General features: G+C 74.8%; 10 protein-coding genes. 2 read left to right on the forward strand and 8 right to left on the reverse strand.

All coding sequences use genetic code 11. The annotated features are described in order from the left end of the window. Window positions 1-37 precede the first annotated feature (37 nt). Genes ACTWP5_RS27880 through ACTWP5_RS27890 form a run of 3 tightly spaced genes read right to left on the reverse strand, consistent with a single transcriptional unit; the run spans window position 38 to window position 3,221 of the window. Window positions 38-889 carry a carbohydrate ABC transporter permease gene (locus ACTWP5_RS27880; protein WP_443223915.1) on the reverse strand — a complete coding sequence of 284 codons (852 nt, stop codon included), beginning with the start codon at window positions 887-889 and terminating at the stop codon, window positions 38-40. Beyond that, the gene (locus tag ACTWP5_RS27885; RefSeq protein ID WP_443223916.1) at window positions 886-1,866 is read right to left on the reverse strand and encodes a carbohydrate ABC transporter permease; all 981 of its coding nucleotides are present in this window, start codon (window positions 1,864-1,866) and stop codon (window positions 886-888) included. Before ACTWP5_RS27885 ends, ACTWP5_RS27880 begins: the two co-directional genes overlap by 4 nt. After that, window positions 1,863-3,221, reverse strand: a complete 1,359-nt coding sequence (locus ACTWP5_RS27890) for an ABC transporter substrate-binding protein (protein ID WP_443223917.1) — start codon at window positions 3,219-3,221, stop codon at window positions 1,863-1,865. The genes ACTWP5_RS27885 and ACTWP5_RS27890 overlap by 4 nt, the downstream gene beginning before the upstream one ends. Window positions 3,222-3,480: 259 nt before the next feature. On the opposite strand from ACTWP5_RS27890, the gene ACTWP5_RS27895 reads away from it, so the two are divergent. Together ACTWP5_RS27895 and ACTWP5_RS27900 are read left to right on the forward strand one after the other, a co-directional pair. Beyond that, window positions 3,481-4,608 carry a LacI family DNA-binding transcriptional regulator gene (locus tag ACTWP5_RS27895; RefSeq protein ID WP_443223918.1) on the forward strand — a complete coding sequence of 376 codons (1,128 nt, stop codon included), beginning with the start codon at window positions 3,481-3,483 and terminating at the stop codon, window positions 4,606-4,608. A 150-nt stretch (window positions 4,609-4,758) separates the two neighbouring features. After that, the gene (locus ACTWP5_RS27900; protein ID WP_443223919.1) at window positions 4,759-7,218 is read left to right on the forward strand and encodes a GH116 family glycosyl-hydrolase; all 2,460 of its coding nucleotides are present in this window, start codon (window positions 4,759-4,761) and stop codon (window positions 7,216-7,218) included. Here the strand turns inward: ACTWP5_RS27900 and ACTWP5_RS27905 are convergent. From ACTWP5_RS27905 to ACTWP5_RS27925, 5 genes are all read right to left on the reverse strand, one after another. Further along, on the reverse strand, window positions 7,205-8,101 hold the full coding sequence (locus tag ACTWP5_RS27905) for an RNA polymerase sigma-70 factor (protein WP_443223920.1): 897 nt from the start codon (window positions 8,099-8,101) through the stop codon (window positions 7,205-7,207). The two genes, ACTWP5_RS27900 and ACTWP5_RS27905, sit on opposite strands and share 14 nt — an antisense overlap. 78 nt (window positions 8,102-8,179) lie before the next feature. Next, complete coding sequence (locus ACTWP5_RS27910) at window positions 8,180-9,385, reverse strand: NAD(P)/FAD-dependent oxidoreductase (RefSeq protein ID WP_443223921.1); 1,206 nt, start codon at window positions 9,383-9,385, stop codon at window positions 8,180-8,182. 207 nt (window positions 9,386-9,592) lie between these two features. Continuing rightward, on the reverse strand, window positions 9,593-10,966 hold the full coding sequence (locus ACTWP5_RS27915; RefSeq protein WP_443223938.1) for a glycoside hydrolase family 16 protein: 1,374 nt from the start codon (window positions 10,964-10,966) through the stop codon (window positions 9,593-9,595). Between the two features lie 304 nt (window positions 10,967-11,270). Then, complete coding sequence (locus ACTWP5_RS27920) at window positions 11,271-12,776, reverse strand: cryptochrome/photolyase family protein (RefSeq protein ID WP_443223922.1); 1,506 nt, start codon at window positions 12,774-12,776, stop codon at window positions 11,271-11,273. 13 nt (window positions 12,777-12,789) lie between these two features. After that, window positions 12,790-14,220, reverse strand: coding sequence for a cryptochrome/photolyase family protein (locus ACTWP5_RS27925; protein ID WP_443223923.1), 1,431 nt, complete (start codon window positions 14,218-14,220; stop codon window positions 12,790-12,792). Window positions 14,221-14,223 lie beyond the last annotated feature (3 nt).

Consider the following 14,223-nt stretch of genomic DNA (forward strand, 5'->3'; position numbering starts at 1 on the left):
GCGTTCGTCGGCCTCGACGACTCCCGTCCCCTGCCGCCTACCCCTTGAGGCCGCCCGTCAGCAGGCCGCCGCGCCAGTACCGTTCGAGCAGCAGGAACGCCGCCACCAGCGGCAGCACCGACACGAACGAGCCGGTGACGACCATCCGGGTGAGGTCGGGGTCCGCGAAGACCCGCGAGTTCCAGCTGTAGAGGCCGAGCGTCACCGGGTACAGCCCGGAGTCGCGGAGCATGACCATCGGCAGGAAGAAGTTGTTCCAGATGGCGGTGAACTGGAAGAGGAAGACCGTCACCAGGGCCGGCCGCATCAGCGGCAGCGCCACCGTCAGGAACGAGCGCGCCTCCCCCGCGCCGTCCAGGCGCGCGGCCTCCAGCAGTTCGTCCGGCACGGCCGCCTCGGCGTAGACGCGGGTGAGGAAGACACCGAGCGGGCTGACCGCGCTCGGCACGAGCACCGCGGCGTAGGTGTCGGTGAGGGAGGTCTCGGCGGCCAGCAGGAACAGCGGCAGCGCCAGGGCGGCGGGCGGCACCATGACGCCGGCCAGGACCAGCGCGAACACCGCCTCGCCGCCGCGGAAGGGGTACTTGGCGAAGGCGTAGCCGGCCGCGACGGCCAGCAGGGTGGCGAGCGCCGCTCCCCCGCCCGCGTAGAGGGCGGAGTTGAGCAGCCAGCGCACGTACGCGCCGTCGTCACGACGCAGCAGGTCGCCCAGGTTGTCCAGGAGGTGGACGTCGCCGAACCACAGGGCGGGCGTGAGCGCCAGGTCGCCGCGGGACTTGGTGGCCGCGACGAGCAGCCACCACAGCGGCAGCAGGAAGTACCCGGCCGCCGCCGCCATCGCGACGGTGGGCACCAGCGACGCCCACCGCGCGGAGGTCCCGGCCCTCACCTGCGCCGCCAGGCCAGGCGCATGAACGCCACCGAGAGCACGGCGGTGACGCCCGTCAGCATCATCGCGAGGGCCGCCGCGTAGCTGTAGTTGCCGGCGCTCGCCTCGTGGAACGCGGCCAGGCTCGGGGTGTAGTCGCTGGTGATGCTGCCGCTCAGGGCGCTGAGCACCTGCGGCTCCGTGAAGAGCTGGAGGATCCCGATGATCGAGAAGACCGTGGCCAGCACGAGCGCGGGCCGCAGCAGCGGCAGCTTGATGTGCCAGACGATCCGCCAGGCGCCCGCCCCGTCCACGCGGGCCGCCTGGTAGACGTCGCGGTCGACGGCCTGGAGGGCGGTGAGCAGGATCAGCATGTTGAAGCCGCAGTACGTCCAGGTGACGACGTTCGCCACCGACCACAGGACCGTGTCGCCGCCGAGCGGGTCGACGCGGACCCCCACCGCGTCGAACCACCCCACGAGCGGGCTCAGTTCGGGCGAGTACAGGAAGCCCCACATCAGGCTCGCGACGACGGCGGGCACCGCGTACGGCGCGAAGGCGGCGAGCCGGAAGAAGCGCCGGAAGCGGACGACCCGCGAGTCCAGCGCCAGCGCCAGGACGAGCGCGAGGAGCAGCATGACCGGGTACTGGACGGCGCCGAAGAGGATCACGCGGCCGATGCCGCGCAGGAACCCGGCGTCGCCCAGCGCCCTGGCGTAGTTCTCCAGACCGCCGAAGACCTCGCGCGGAGCGCCGAAGGGCCCGTCCCGTTCGACGACGAAGAAGCTGCGGTGGAGCGCGTACGCGGCGGGAGCGAGGTAGGTGACGGCGAAGAGCAGCAGGAAGGGCGAGAGGAAGCCGGCGGCGACCAGGCCGCGTCGCCCACGCCCTCGCCGGCGTCCCTGCCCCTGCCCCTGCCCGTCCTCGCGGCCACGACCGCGACCGCCGGCCGCCGCCCGTCGCGGCCCGCGCGGCCGCGTGGTCGACGGCGCGGTCACGGCGTCGTCACCGTGAGGGACTGGGCCTCCATGTCCTCGACCGTCTGCCGCTGCGTCGCCGCCACCGCCTCGGGCAGGGTCTGGTCCCCGTCGAGCACCCGGGCGATCTCGTCCTGGAGCGTCGCGTAGGTGGCGCTCATCGTGGGGCCCCACACCCAGTCGTGGTCGACGTCCGCGGCGGCCTCGTTGACGACCTCCTGGTAGACGCGCTGGCCGCCGAAGAACTCCTGGGGCGCGGAGAGCGCGGGCAGTTCCTGGCCGGCCAGCGCCGCGGGGTAGGCGCCGCCCCGCTCGTTGAGGATCTCCACCGCCTCGGGCTGGGTGGTGAGCCAGAGCGCGAACCGGGTGGCCTCGTAGGGGTGGTCGGAGGTGGCGAAGACGGCGTAGGCGGAGCCGCCCCAGTTGGCGGCGGTGGGAGCGCCGGGCTCCCAGCGCGGCAGCGGTGCCACGGCCCAGTCGCCGGCGGTCGAGGGCGCGCCCAGCTCGACCAGCTTGCCGCCCCATGCGGCGCTGACCCAGCTCAGCAACTCGCCCTCGGCCAGGGCGCGGTTCCACGCCTCGCTGTAGGAGTGGACGTCGCTGAGGGTGCCCTCGTCGATCATCCCCTGCCACAGCTCGGCGACCTCCCTGGTGGCGTCGTCGTCGATGCTGACGCTCCAGCCCTCGGCGTCGCGCTGGAACCACTGGGCGCCGTTCTGCCAGGCCAGGCCGGCGAACCAGTTCGCGACGTCCGTGGTGGCGAGGTTGGTGAGGGAGACGTCGGCGTCGCGCGCCCGCACCTGCCGTGTCGCCTCGGCGAAGTCCTCCCACGTCTCGGGGACTTCGATGCCGTACTCGCGGAAGAGGTCCGCGCGGTAGTACATGACCATGGGCCCGGTGTCCTGGGGCAGCCCGTACACCGCCTCCTCCTCCCCGAAGGTGACCAGGGGCCAGGTGAAGTCGGCGAACGCGTCCCGCGCCGCGGCGGCGCCACACGGCCCGATGTCGGTCAGGGCGTTCTGGAGGCGGAAGGAGGGGAGGGTGTCGTACTCGATCATGCCGAGGTCGGGCGCGCCCTGCCCGGCGCGGACGGCGTTGCTGTAGTTCTGGTAGGTGCCGGAGACGCCGTCGGGCACCTGGCGCAACTCGACCTGGATGCGGGGGTTCTCGGCGTTCCACAGGTCCACGGCCTCCTCGATGCCGGGAACCCACGACCAGAACTCGATCGTCACCTTCTCGTTCGCGGGCTCGCACCCGGCGTTCGGGCCCGTCCCCGTGCCCGTGCCGTCGCCGCCGGAGCAGCCGGCGGCGAGGAGCGGGAGGACGGCCAGCGTGCGGATCCAGGCGTGCGGGCGGCGCTTGCGTGTCGGCCTCATCGTGCGGCCACTCCCTCTGTGCGGTTCTCTGTGCGGTCCTTACGTCCGTGCGTCGTGCGACGGTCCGGTGGCCGCCCAGCCAGCAGCACAGTGAAGCTCCGAGACCTCTAAAACGATATGGATGAGGTTTTCGGAGTGTCAAGAGCACTTCAAACGAGGGCTGTTGGCTGTTGTGTAACCACAGGCTGACGTGTCGTGCGCTATGCTTCCGAGCCCGACGACAGCTTCTAAAACGTTCTTGGCTTCCGGGGGGCAGCACATGAGCACACAGGACAGCCCGGCGCCTCGCGACGGTGACGGTGACCGTGACGGCCCGGCCGGCGAGGCGGCCGGCGGCCGGCCCTCCCGGCCCACGCTCCGCGACGTCGCCGCCCTGGCGGGCGTCTCCGTCGCGACCGCCTCACAGGCGCTGCGCGACGGGCCGGTCAGGAGCAGCACCCGCCAGGCCGTCCGCGACGCCGCGCGGAAGCTGCGCTACGTGCCGCAGGCCGGCGGCAGCATGCTGCGCACCGGACGTTCCCGCACCGTCGGACTGTGGATCCTCAACCGGCCCGACGCGCCCGAGCTGACCGAGGGCTGCTCGTTCTTCTACCCGCTGGTGCGCGGCGCCCTCCAGGCGTTGGAGTCGGCCGGGTACGGCCTGCGCTTCAGTGCCCTGACGGGCGCGCCCGGAGAGATCGCCGAACGCCTGGCGACCGTCGCGGCCTCCGGCAGCCCGGCCGGGTTCGTCGTGATCCCCCAGTGGAGCGGGTACGGCGAGTACGCCACGGCGCTGGCCCGCGTCGGCGTGCCCGTGGTCACGATCAACGCGGACGCCGGCGCGGTGTCCGCCGCGCGCGTCACCGTCGACCACGCCGGCGGCGTCGCGCGCCTGGTGGCGCACCTGGCCGAGCTCGGTCACCGGCGGATCGCCTACCTCGCGGGGCCCGGCGGCCATGTCGACGCCGACCTCAGGCTCGTCGCCTTCTACCGTGCCGCCGCCGCCCACGGCCTGCGCGTCGCCGAGGCGTGGGTGCACCGCGTGCCCTACACGATCGAGGGCGGCGAGGACGGCCTGCGCGCGCTCCTCGCGGCCAGCGACGCCGCCGGCCTGGAGCGGCCGTCCGCCCTCCTCGGCGGCGACGACTACGTGGCGGCCGGCGCCATCCGGCACGCGACCGGCGTGGGCATCGCCGTCCCCGGCGCGATGTCGGTCGTCGGCTTCGACGACGTGGACGTGGCGCGGGCCACCGTGCCCGCCCTCACCACGGTGCGCCAGCCGCTGCGGGAACTCGGCCGCGTCGCCGCCGAGCAGGTCCTGGCGCTGATCGCCGGCACGCCGGTGGAGCCCGTCGAACTCCCCGTCGACCTCGTCCTCCGGGACTCGGCGGCGCCCCCACCCCGCTGACGCCGCGCCCCCACCGTCCACCCGACCCCGACCCCGCACCCCCGAGCCCGACGCCGCACCCCCGCCACCGTCCGCCGTCCCCGCCCGGTCCCGGCCAGCAAGCCGGCCCGGCGATGTCAGGTCAGGCCCGACCAGACGCAAGGAGGCACCATGCCCACCGCCCGCCCCGCCACCCCCGACGGCGCGCCCGCCGGCACGCCACCGCGGCCGTCGCCGCCGCCCGCCTTCTGGCCGGTCCCCGACTGCGCCTGGCGGCGCCGCCTCGGCGACCGGCCGGCCGCCGCGCTGCGGGTCGAGGAGCACCACAGCGGCCGCACCACCCCCGACCGCACCAAGCGCGGCATACCGCTCGGCGGCATCGGCGCCGGCGGCTTCATGCTCAACCTCTGCGGCTCCTTCGGCCCGTGGAACATGAAACCGGGCCGGCTGGAGGAGCGCTTCCTGCCGCAGGCCGCGTTCCACGTGCGCGAGCGGATCGGCGACGCGCCCGCGACCGCCCGCACCCTCGCCACCGAGGACGTGCTGCCCGCCTGGCCGCGCCTGGCGCCGGGCGACGGGGAGTACGCCGCCCTCTTCCCGCAGGGCTGGTGCGCCTACGAGCCGTTCGCCACCGCCCTGTCGCTGCGCTTCTTCAGCCCCGTGATCAGGGAGCGGTACGAGGAGAGCGCCCTGCCCGTCGCGGTCTTCCTGCTCCGCGCCCACAACCGGCGGGCCGAACGGGCCCGCCTGTCGTTCATGTTCACCTTCCCCAACGCCACCTACACCGACCCCGAGGGGCTGGCCAGACGCGAGCGGGCGAACGAGATCATGTTCGACCTGCCCGGCGCGGACGACCCGCTGGTGTGCCCCCGCACCGGCCTGGTCAACGAGCCGGCCACCGACGCGGCTGGCGAGGTCACGGCCGTGCTGCTGCGCGCCAACGACCCCGCCAACCCCGTCGAGACGGAGGGCACCGCCTGGGCCGTCGCCACCGCCGGCGTCGCGGGCGGCGCCGCCGGGCGCGGCACCGTCACCGCCGTGCCCTGCTGGGACGGCGCGGGCGACGGCGCCGCCCTCTGGCGCGACTTCGCCGAGGACGGCCGCCTCGACCCCGACGTCTCGGGCGCCGCGAGCACGCTGCCCGCCGCCGCGCTCGCCGTCGCGTTCGACCTCGACCCCGGCGAGACGGCCGTGGTCCCCTTCGTCCTCGCCTGGGAGTTCCCGCTCGTGGAGTTCGCCGGCGGGACGCGCTGGCGCCGTCGGCACGCCGACCGCGACGCCGCCGAGCCCGCGCGCGCGGTCGAGCTGGCCCGGCGGGGCCTGGCCTCCTGGGAGCGGTGGCTGGCGGACGTCGAGGCGTGGACGACCCCGATCGCCGAGGACCCCCGCGTCCCCACGTGGCTGCGGCAGGGCGCGCTCAACGAGCTGTTCTACACGACGTTCGGGGGCTCGTTCTGGGAGAACGGCTGCGTCACCAGGCCCAAGCGCTTCGGCGCCCGCCCCGGCCAGCACCTGCACTTCGTGCTGGAGGCACAGGACTACCCGTACGCGGAGACCTACGACGTGCGGCACCACGTCGCGGCCGCCTACCGCGAGCTGTGGCCGGCGATCGAGCGCGACGTCCAACTCGGCTACGCCGACTTCGTCATGGACACCCCCGACGGCAGCGTCCCGCACGACGCGGGCTCACCCCACGGCGACCCGTGGTTCGCCTACGACGCCTACGCCACGATGTATCCGTACGGGGAGGGCGACACCGCCCGCAGGACGACGCCCTGGGGCGAGTTCTCCCCGAAGTTCGTCCAGCAGGTCCACGCCCACTGGGTGGCCAGCGGCGACGACGCGTTCCTCGACGCGTGCTGGCCCGCGCTGCTGCGCACCTACCACTACCAGCGCACCACCGACGTCAACGACGACGGACTGAGCGAGATGAAGAGCTCGGAGTACCGCGACAACCGCCTGTTCAACGCGGTGCTGTGGCTCGGGGCGCTGGCCGCGCTGGAGGCGATGGCGAAGGCCCGGGGCGAGCACGCGGTGGCCCGGGAGGTCGGGGCGGAGCGCGCCAGGGCGCGGGAGGCGGCCGAGCGGGAACTGTGGGACGCCGAGCACGGCTACTACTGGTACAACGCGGCCACCCCCGACCTGATGGCAGACGCCTTCCTCGGGCAGCGGTACGCCGACGCCACCGGCCTGCCGCCCCTCCTGGACCCCGCGCGCGTCGCCTCCCACCTGCGCCGCTGTCAGGAGCGCCTCGTCCAGCCCTTCGGCGGCGTCGGCGCCGCCAACGTCCGCCGCCCCGACGGCAGCCCCAGCGAGGATCTCAGCGAGTTCCACCACGAGCGGGAGGTGTGGCTCGGCGTCAGCTACGTGCTCGCCGCCACGATGGTCCACTGGGGCCGCAGGGCGGCCGACCCCGCCCTCGAACAGGCCGGCCTGCGGCTGGGCCGGGACGTGTGGCACCGCGTCTGGCAGGACGACACGACCGGGTACTGGTTCGGTGCCCCCGAGGCGTGGGAGGTCGAGGACCCGACCCGCTGCCGGGTCCCGATGTACCAACGCGCCCGCGCCGTCTGGGAGCTCCTCGACGCCGTGCGGGCGGCCGGTCCGCCGCCGGGGGTCACCGAAGGGTGAGCGGGGTCGTGGCGGCGAGGTGGGTCAGCTTCTCCGGGTTGCGCACGTAGTACAGGCCGGTGATGCGGGCGTCCTCGACGCGCAGCGCCATGATGCCGTCGAGCTCGCCGTCGAGGCGTACCAGGAGCGCCGGGCCGCCGTTGACCACCGTCGGCTCGCCGGTGAGCGTGCCCTCGACCCGGCCGAGGCCGCCGAGGAAGAGCCGGCTCACCTTCCGGGCGCCGCTGACCGGCCGCAGCGCGGCGTGCCGGACGCCGCCGCCGTCGCTCACCAGCACGACGTCGGGGGCGAGGACGTCGAGGAGGCCCTTCAGGTCCCTGGTCTCGACCGCGCGCCGGAACGACTCCAGGGCCGCGCGCGTCTCGCTCGCGGAGACCACCGTGCGGCGCCGGCGGGCGTCGACGTGCCGGCGGGCGCGGTGCGCGATCTGGCGGACGGCGGCGGGAGAGCGGTCGACGGCGGCGGCGATCTCGTCGTAGCCGACGTCGAACGCCTCCCGCAGCACGAAGACGGCGCGCTCCGTCGGGGACAGCGTCTCCAACACGAGCATGAGCGCCATCGACACGCTCTCGGCGAGCTCGACGTCCTCGGCCACGTCGGGCGCGGTCAGCATCGGCTCGGGCAGCCAGGGGCCGACGTACGCCTCCCGGCGGCGTCGCACGGCGCGCAGCCGGTTGAGCGCCTGCCGGGTGGTGATCCGCACCAGGTAGGCGCGCTGGTCACGCACCCGATCCGGGTCGACCCCGACCCACCGCAGCCAGGTCTCCTGGAGGACGTCCTCCGCGTCGGCCGCCGAGCCGAGCATCTCGTAGGCGACGGTGAACAGCAGCCTGCGGTGGGCGAGGAACGTCTCGGTCGCCGGGTCGGTGGCGTGGTCGCCCACGGCGTCACCCCCCTCCCTCCCGGTGGCCCGCCGCGCACCGACGTTCCTCACCCCTGCGTCCACCTCACGGTCCCCCCTTCAGGCGGCGCGCTCGGCGGCGGCCTGGGCCTCGTCGCGGACGGAGTCCAGCAGCCGCTGACGCGTGGCGCCTCCCGACACGCGGTGCAGGCGGTACGCCCCGGGCTTGCGCGCCTCGCCGGCCAGGTGCTCGACGATGCCCCGGCACACCTTCTCCTTGAGCCGCGCGCCGGGTCGGCCGGCGACGTGGAACCACACGGCGACGTCGTACCGGTGCGCGAACTGGAAGATGCCGGCGCGTCGGCCCAGGCTGATGCACTGGCCGGCGAAGACCTGGTTCAGGGGCGCGGGCGGCTCCCCCGCGAGGCGGCTGAGCACCGTGTCGGCGGCCCGTGCGCCGAGCGGGATCGCGGCCTGGCAGCTCATCCGCAGCGGCAGCCCGGAGGGCGCCGCCGAGTCGCCGGCCGCGACGACGCGCGGGTCGTCCACGCTCGTCAACGTCTCGTCGGTGAGGAGGCGGCCCAGGGCGTCGGTGGTCAGCCCGCTGCGCGCGGCCAGGTCGGGCACGCCGAAGCCGGCGGTCCAGACGGTCACGCCGCTCGGCAGCTCGCGGCCGTCGCGAAGGCGCACCGCGTCGCGCGTCACCTCCGTCACGGTCGTGTCGGGGCCGTCGAGCACGGTCACGCCGAGCCTGGCCAGGCGTCTGGCCACCGAGCGCCGCCCCCGCGGGTGCAGGTAGGGGCCGAGCACCCCGCCGCAGACGAGGGTCACGGCGCGGCCGGCCTCGGCCAGTTCGGCGGCGGTCTCGATGCCGGTCGGGCCGGCGCCCACGACCGTCACCGTCGCCGTGGCGGGCGTGGCGTCGAGGACCGGCCGCAGCCGCCGCGCCTCCTCCAGGCTGGCGATCGGGTAGGCGAACGCTGCCGCGCCCGGGACGCTCGGGTCGGCGCTGCCGCTGCCCACGGCGTAGACCAGGTAGTCGTAGGAGACCGTGCCGCCGGACGCGAGCGCGACGGTGCGCTCGGGGGCGTCGATCCGCGTGACGGTGTCGACGACCAGCCGGACGCCCTCGGCCAGCACGTCGCCGTAGTCGACGACCGCGTCGTCGGAGCCGCCCACCAGCTGGTGGAGGCGGACGCGGTGGACGAAGGTCGGGCGCGGGTTGACGAGCGTCACGGTCACGTCCTCGCGCAGCGTCAGGCGGTTGGCCGCCATGACGCCGGCGTATCCGCCGCCGATCACGACCACATCGGTGTTCCCAGCCATGGTGTCTCTCCTTCGTTCCGTCGTTCGTTCTGACGGTTCGCCCACGAGACACCGCGGGGTCTGGTTCTGTGACACCTGTGAGGGGGTGTGAGGCAGCTCACCCCCCGGTCCGGCCGCCTCGCCGGTCCGCACACGGGCCGGCCCGCGGTGTGTGAGGGCCGCCCCCGGCAGGTGGGGGCGGCCCTCGCGGAGGGGTGGAGTGGTGCGTCAGCCGAGGTCGAAGGGGATGCGGACGAAGGACTGGTTGCCGACGCCCAGCGTGCTCGGGGCGTTGCCGATGGCGTTCCAGACCTCCACGCGCACCCGTCCGCCCGCGAGGTCGGCGTGGCTACCGGTGACCGACTTCAGGCCCCGGCCCTCGGTGTAGTGCTCGTAGCCGTTGACGGGGTCCGTGGCGAAGTAGTGGTAGGTCTCGGTGCGGTCCCACGAGCCGTTGCCCGTGTGGTCGTAGCTCACGCGCACCTGCTGGCCGACCGCGACCGCGGTGCCGGCGTCGACGAGGAGGTCGAACGCCGTGGAGCCGCCGGTGTGGGAGCCGGTGAGGCCGCTGGCGGTGAAGGTCTGCGGGTTCGTGACCGTGCCGTCGTGGTTGGCGCCGCCCGCCGAGGCGAGGGTCGCCGTGGCCGGCGAGGAGCCGGCGGCGCCGAGGCCGCCGCCCGCGGTGAGGTAGCGCTGGCTGGTGCCGCCGTCACCGCCGCCGTCGTCACCGCCGCCGCGCGACCAGACCGCGACGTAGTCGACGACCATCGGGTGTCCGGGCACGGTCGCGGCCGTGGGGGTGGCGCCGCCCTGGACGCCGTTGGGGAAGGCGCCGCCCATCGCGACGTTCAGGAGGATGAAGTATCCCGCGTGCTCGGTCATGTTGGCCCAGGTCGTGGCGGACACCTGGTTCTGGCTCACGGAGTGGTACTGCTGGTCGTCGACGTACCAGCGGAACTGCTGGGGGGAGACGGAGCGGTCCCACTCGAAGCGGTAGGTGTGGAACGCCGACTGGCAGCTCGCTCCCGGGCAGGTGCGGCTGGCGCCGAGGCCGTTGGTCTCGTGGCAGTCGCCGCCGGGGTTCACGCCGCAGTGCAGCACGCCCCAGACGCTGTTGATGCCGTTGACGTTCTCCATGATGTCGAACTCGCCGATGGCCGGCCAGTTCCAGTAGTTGCCGCGGTAGGGCGAGCCCAGCGCCCAGAACGCCGGCCAGTAGCCGAGCGCGGCGTCACCCGTGACGTTGGGCATCTGGATGCGTCCCTCGATGCGGAGCGTGCCGCCGGCCGGGGCCTTGAAGTCGGCGCGGTGGGTCTCGATGCGGGAGGAGGTCCAGTTGCCGGCGGAGTCCCGGCGCGGGGTGATGCGGAGGTTGCCGTTGCCGTCGAGGCTCACGTTGTTGGGAGAGGCGGTGTACTCCTGGATCTCTCCCGTGCCCCAGTTGGCGGGGCCGCCGGGGTAGCCGTGGCCCGTCTGGATGCTCCAGTTGGTGCCGGAGGGCAGCGAGCCGGCCGGGCCGTTGAAGTCGTCGCTCCAGACCAGGGACCAGCCACTGGGCGTGGGGGGCACCGACCCGCTGGCGCTGCCCGCGCCGCCGAGCATCGTGCCGAGCACGGCGAGTGTGGTGAGGAGCAGGGCCGCGGAGGTGAACGGTCGTCTTCTGCGGTTCAGTAACACGGTGTGCCTCCGGTGGGGGTGGCGTGACAGGGCTGAGGCGAGAGCGCTCTCACCCGTGTCCCGTAAGGGTGAGAGCGCTCTCAAGTGCTCCCGTGGTCACCATGGAGACAGCCGGGGCGGGTGTCAACCCTTCCCGCGCCCGCCGCCACGGGGCCGACCGGATTTCGACCTCCGGCGCGCGGTCCGCCCGGGCCTGGCCGGCGTGGGCGCCGCGTGGCCGAGGGGCCGGTCAGGGCGGGCCCTGCTCCCACCGGCGGTCGGTGCGCAGCACCTCGTCGAGGTCGCCGAGCCGGTCCAGGCCGCGGACGACGCGGGCGGTGCGCTGGTTGCCGGCGAGCAGCTCGCGGTGGCGGTGGGCGAAGGTCCAGTAGCCGGTGGTGTACGGGCAGGCCCGCCGCCCGGTGCGGTCGGTGGGGCGGTAGGCGCAGCCGCCGCACAGGTCGCTCATGCGGTGGATGTAGGCGCCGCCCGAGGTGTACGGCTTGGTGGTCGTCCGGCCGCCGTCCGCGTACTGGGACATGCCGACGACGTTGGGCAGCATCACCCAGTCGTACCCGTCGACGAACGAGCGGTGGAACCAGTCCGTCACCGCCAGGGGGTCCCAGCCGCGTTGGAGGGCGAAACCGCCGAGCACCATCAACCGGGGGATGTGGTGTGTCCAGCCGGTGTCGCGCACCTGGGCGAGGACGGTGGCCAGGCAGCGCGCGGTGACGCCGTCCGCGTCGAGCTCGCGGAACCACGCGGGCAGCGGCGCGTGGTGCCCCAGGGCGTTGCGGTGGCGGTAGGCGTCGCCGACGTACCAGTACAGCTGCCACACGTACTCGCGCCAGCCCGCGACCTGGCGGACGAAGCCCTCGACGCTGGCGACGGGCGCCCGACCGGCGCGCCAGGCGTCCTCGGCGGCGGCGACGCACTCGGCGGGATGGAGCAGGCCGAGGTTGAGGGAGGACGACAGCAGGCTGTGGCTCATCACCGGGTCGGCGGCGAGCATCGCGTCCTCGTGCGGGCCGAAGCCGGCGAGCCGGTGCCTGACGAACCGGCGCAGCGCGGCCAGGGCCTCGCGGCGGCTGGCGGGGAAGCGGCGCGGCCCGTCCCGGCCGACGAAACGGATGCCCTCCTCCCGCTCCCAGCGGTCGAGGTCCTCGCGCACCTCCTCGTCGATCGCGTCCTCGCGGGGCCGGTAGGGCGCGGGGGCGTCGAGGGTGCGGGCCCCCTTCGGGGGCGGCTCGCGGTTGGCGTGGTCGTGGTTGAGGCGCCCGCCGGCCGGGGCGTCGCCGTCCATCAGCAGGTCCAGCTCGTGGCGGATCCAGCGGTAGAAGTCCTCCTGCCGCAGCCGCCCGCCGCCGCGCCCGTCCGCCCAGGCCCGGAACGTCGCGTGCGGCAGCAGGAAGCCGCGGGCCGGCAGCACCCGGACGCGTGGCAGGGAGCGGACCAGGCGCAGGGCGGCGTGGGAGGTGGGGTGGTGGACGGTCACGGTGCCGTCGCCCACGGCCTCGCGCAGGCCCTCGCGGTAGGTCTCGGCGCGGACGTGGACGGCGCGGTCGCCGAGCTCGGCCGCCCGGTGGCGCATCGCGGAGAGCAGCAGGTGGGCCTTGGCGCGGTGGAAGCGGCGCCGGCGGAACACCGAGCGGGCCTCGACCAGCACGACCGGGGCGTCGCGGGCGGGGCCGTCCTTGCCGGGGGTGAGGAAGTGGGGGCCGAGGTGGTCGCCGAAGAGCCAGTGCGGGGTGGTCATGCCGGTGCCTCACTCACGTCGCTCCGCCCCTCTCCCCGTCTTCACTCCTCTCCTCGTCTTCGCCGCCCGCGCCGTTCCCTCCTCGGGCGCGCCGGAAGCGGTCGAGGCCGTCGGAGAGGTCGACGACCGGGTCGGGGTAGTCCAGGGCGGCGCGCTCCGGCTCCGGCAGCCGCCACGGCTGGTGCGCGAAGCGGGCGGCGACGCCGGCGAGTTCCGGGACCCAGCGGCGCACGTAGGTGCCGTCCGGGTCGTACCTCCTGCCCTGGGTGACCGGGTTGAGGACACGGTTGGGGCGGGTGTCGGTGCCGGTGCCGGCGACCCACTGCCAGTTGAGCTGGTTGTTGGCGAGGTCGCCGTCGACCAGCCAGCGCAGGAAGTGGGCGGCGCCGATCCGCCAGTCGACGTAGAGGGTCTTGGTGAGGAAGCTGGCGGTCAGCAGCCGGGCGCGGTTGTGCATCCAGCCCTCGTACCGCAGCTGTCGCATGGCCGCGTCGACGACCGGGTACCCGGTGCGGCCCTCCCGCCAGGCGTCGACGTCGGCGCCGGCCGTGCGCTCGGTGCGCCAGCGGTCGCCCCGGGCGCGGTAGTCGGCGTGGGCGGCGCGCGGCCGGGCGGCGAGGACCTGGCGGTGGAAGTCACGCCACGCGAGCTGCCGGACGAACGCCTCGGCGCCCTCGCCGCCGTGGGCGCGCGCCCGGTGCACGAGCTCCACCGGGGAGAGGGTGCCGAAGTGCAGGTGGGCGGAGAGGTGGGAGGTGGCGTCGGCGGCCAGGTCGTCGTGGGTGGCGCCGTACGCGTCGAGGCCGTCGCGCCAGTAGGCCCTCACCCGTCGGCGTGCCGCGCTCTCCCCTCCGGCCGGCAGGGCGGGCGACTCCCCGCCGCGCGCGTCGGACGGGGGTACCGGCTCGCCGGCGACCTCCTCGGGCACGGGCACCCGGCGCGGGGCGCCGACGACGTCCCGCAGCGGCACCCGCGCCCACTGCCTGTGGTACGGGGTGAAGACCGCGTAGTGGTCGGAGGAGGCGGGGGTCACCGTCCCGGGCGGCACGGCGACGGTGACGGCCTCGTGCACCACCAGCCGGCGGCCGTCCGCCGCCAGCGCGGAGCGCAGCCGCCGCTCCCGGCGCGCCGCGTACCCGCTGTGGCCGGCCGCCAGGTGCACCGCGTCGGCGTCCACCTCGGCCGCGACCCGGCACGTCTCCCGCACGACGTCGCCGGAGCGCACGACGAGCCGCCCGCCGCGCTCGCGCAGCCGGGTGTCGAGGTCGGCCAGGCAGTCCGTGAGGAAGGCGCGGCGGTTGGGCGTGTCGAAGCCGGCCGCCGTGACGGCACGGTCCCTCACGAACAGCGGCACGACGGCGTCCGACGCCTCCAGGGCCGCGCGCAGCGGCGGATGGTCGGTCAGGCGCAGGTCGGCGGTGAACAGGACGACCGAGGCGCGCATGGC

It is taken from the genome of Streptomyces sp. 4N509B, assembly GCF_052245655.1.
In the GTDB taxonomy this organism is placed as follows: domain Bacteria; phylum Actinomycetota; class Actinomycetes; order Streptomycetales; family Streptomycetaceae; genus Streptomyces.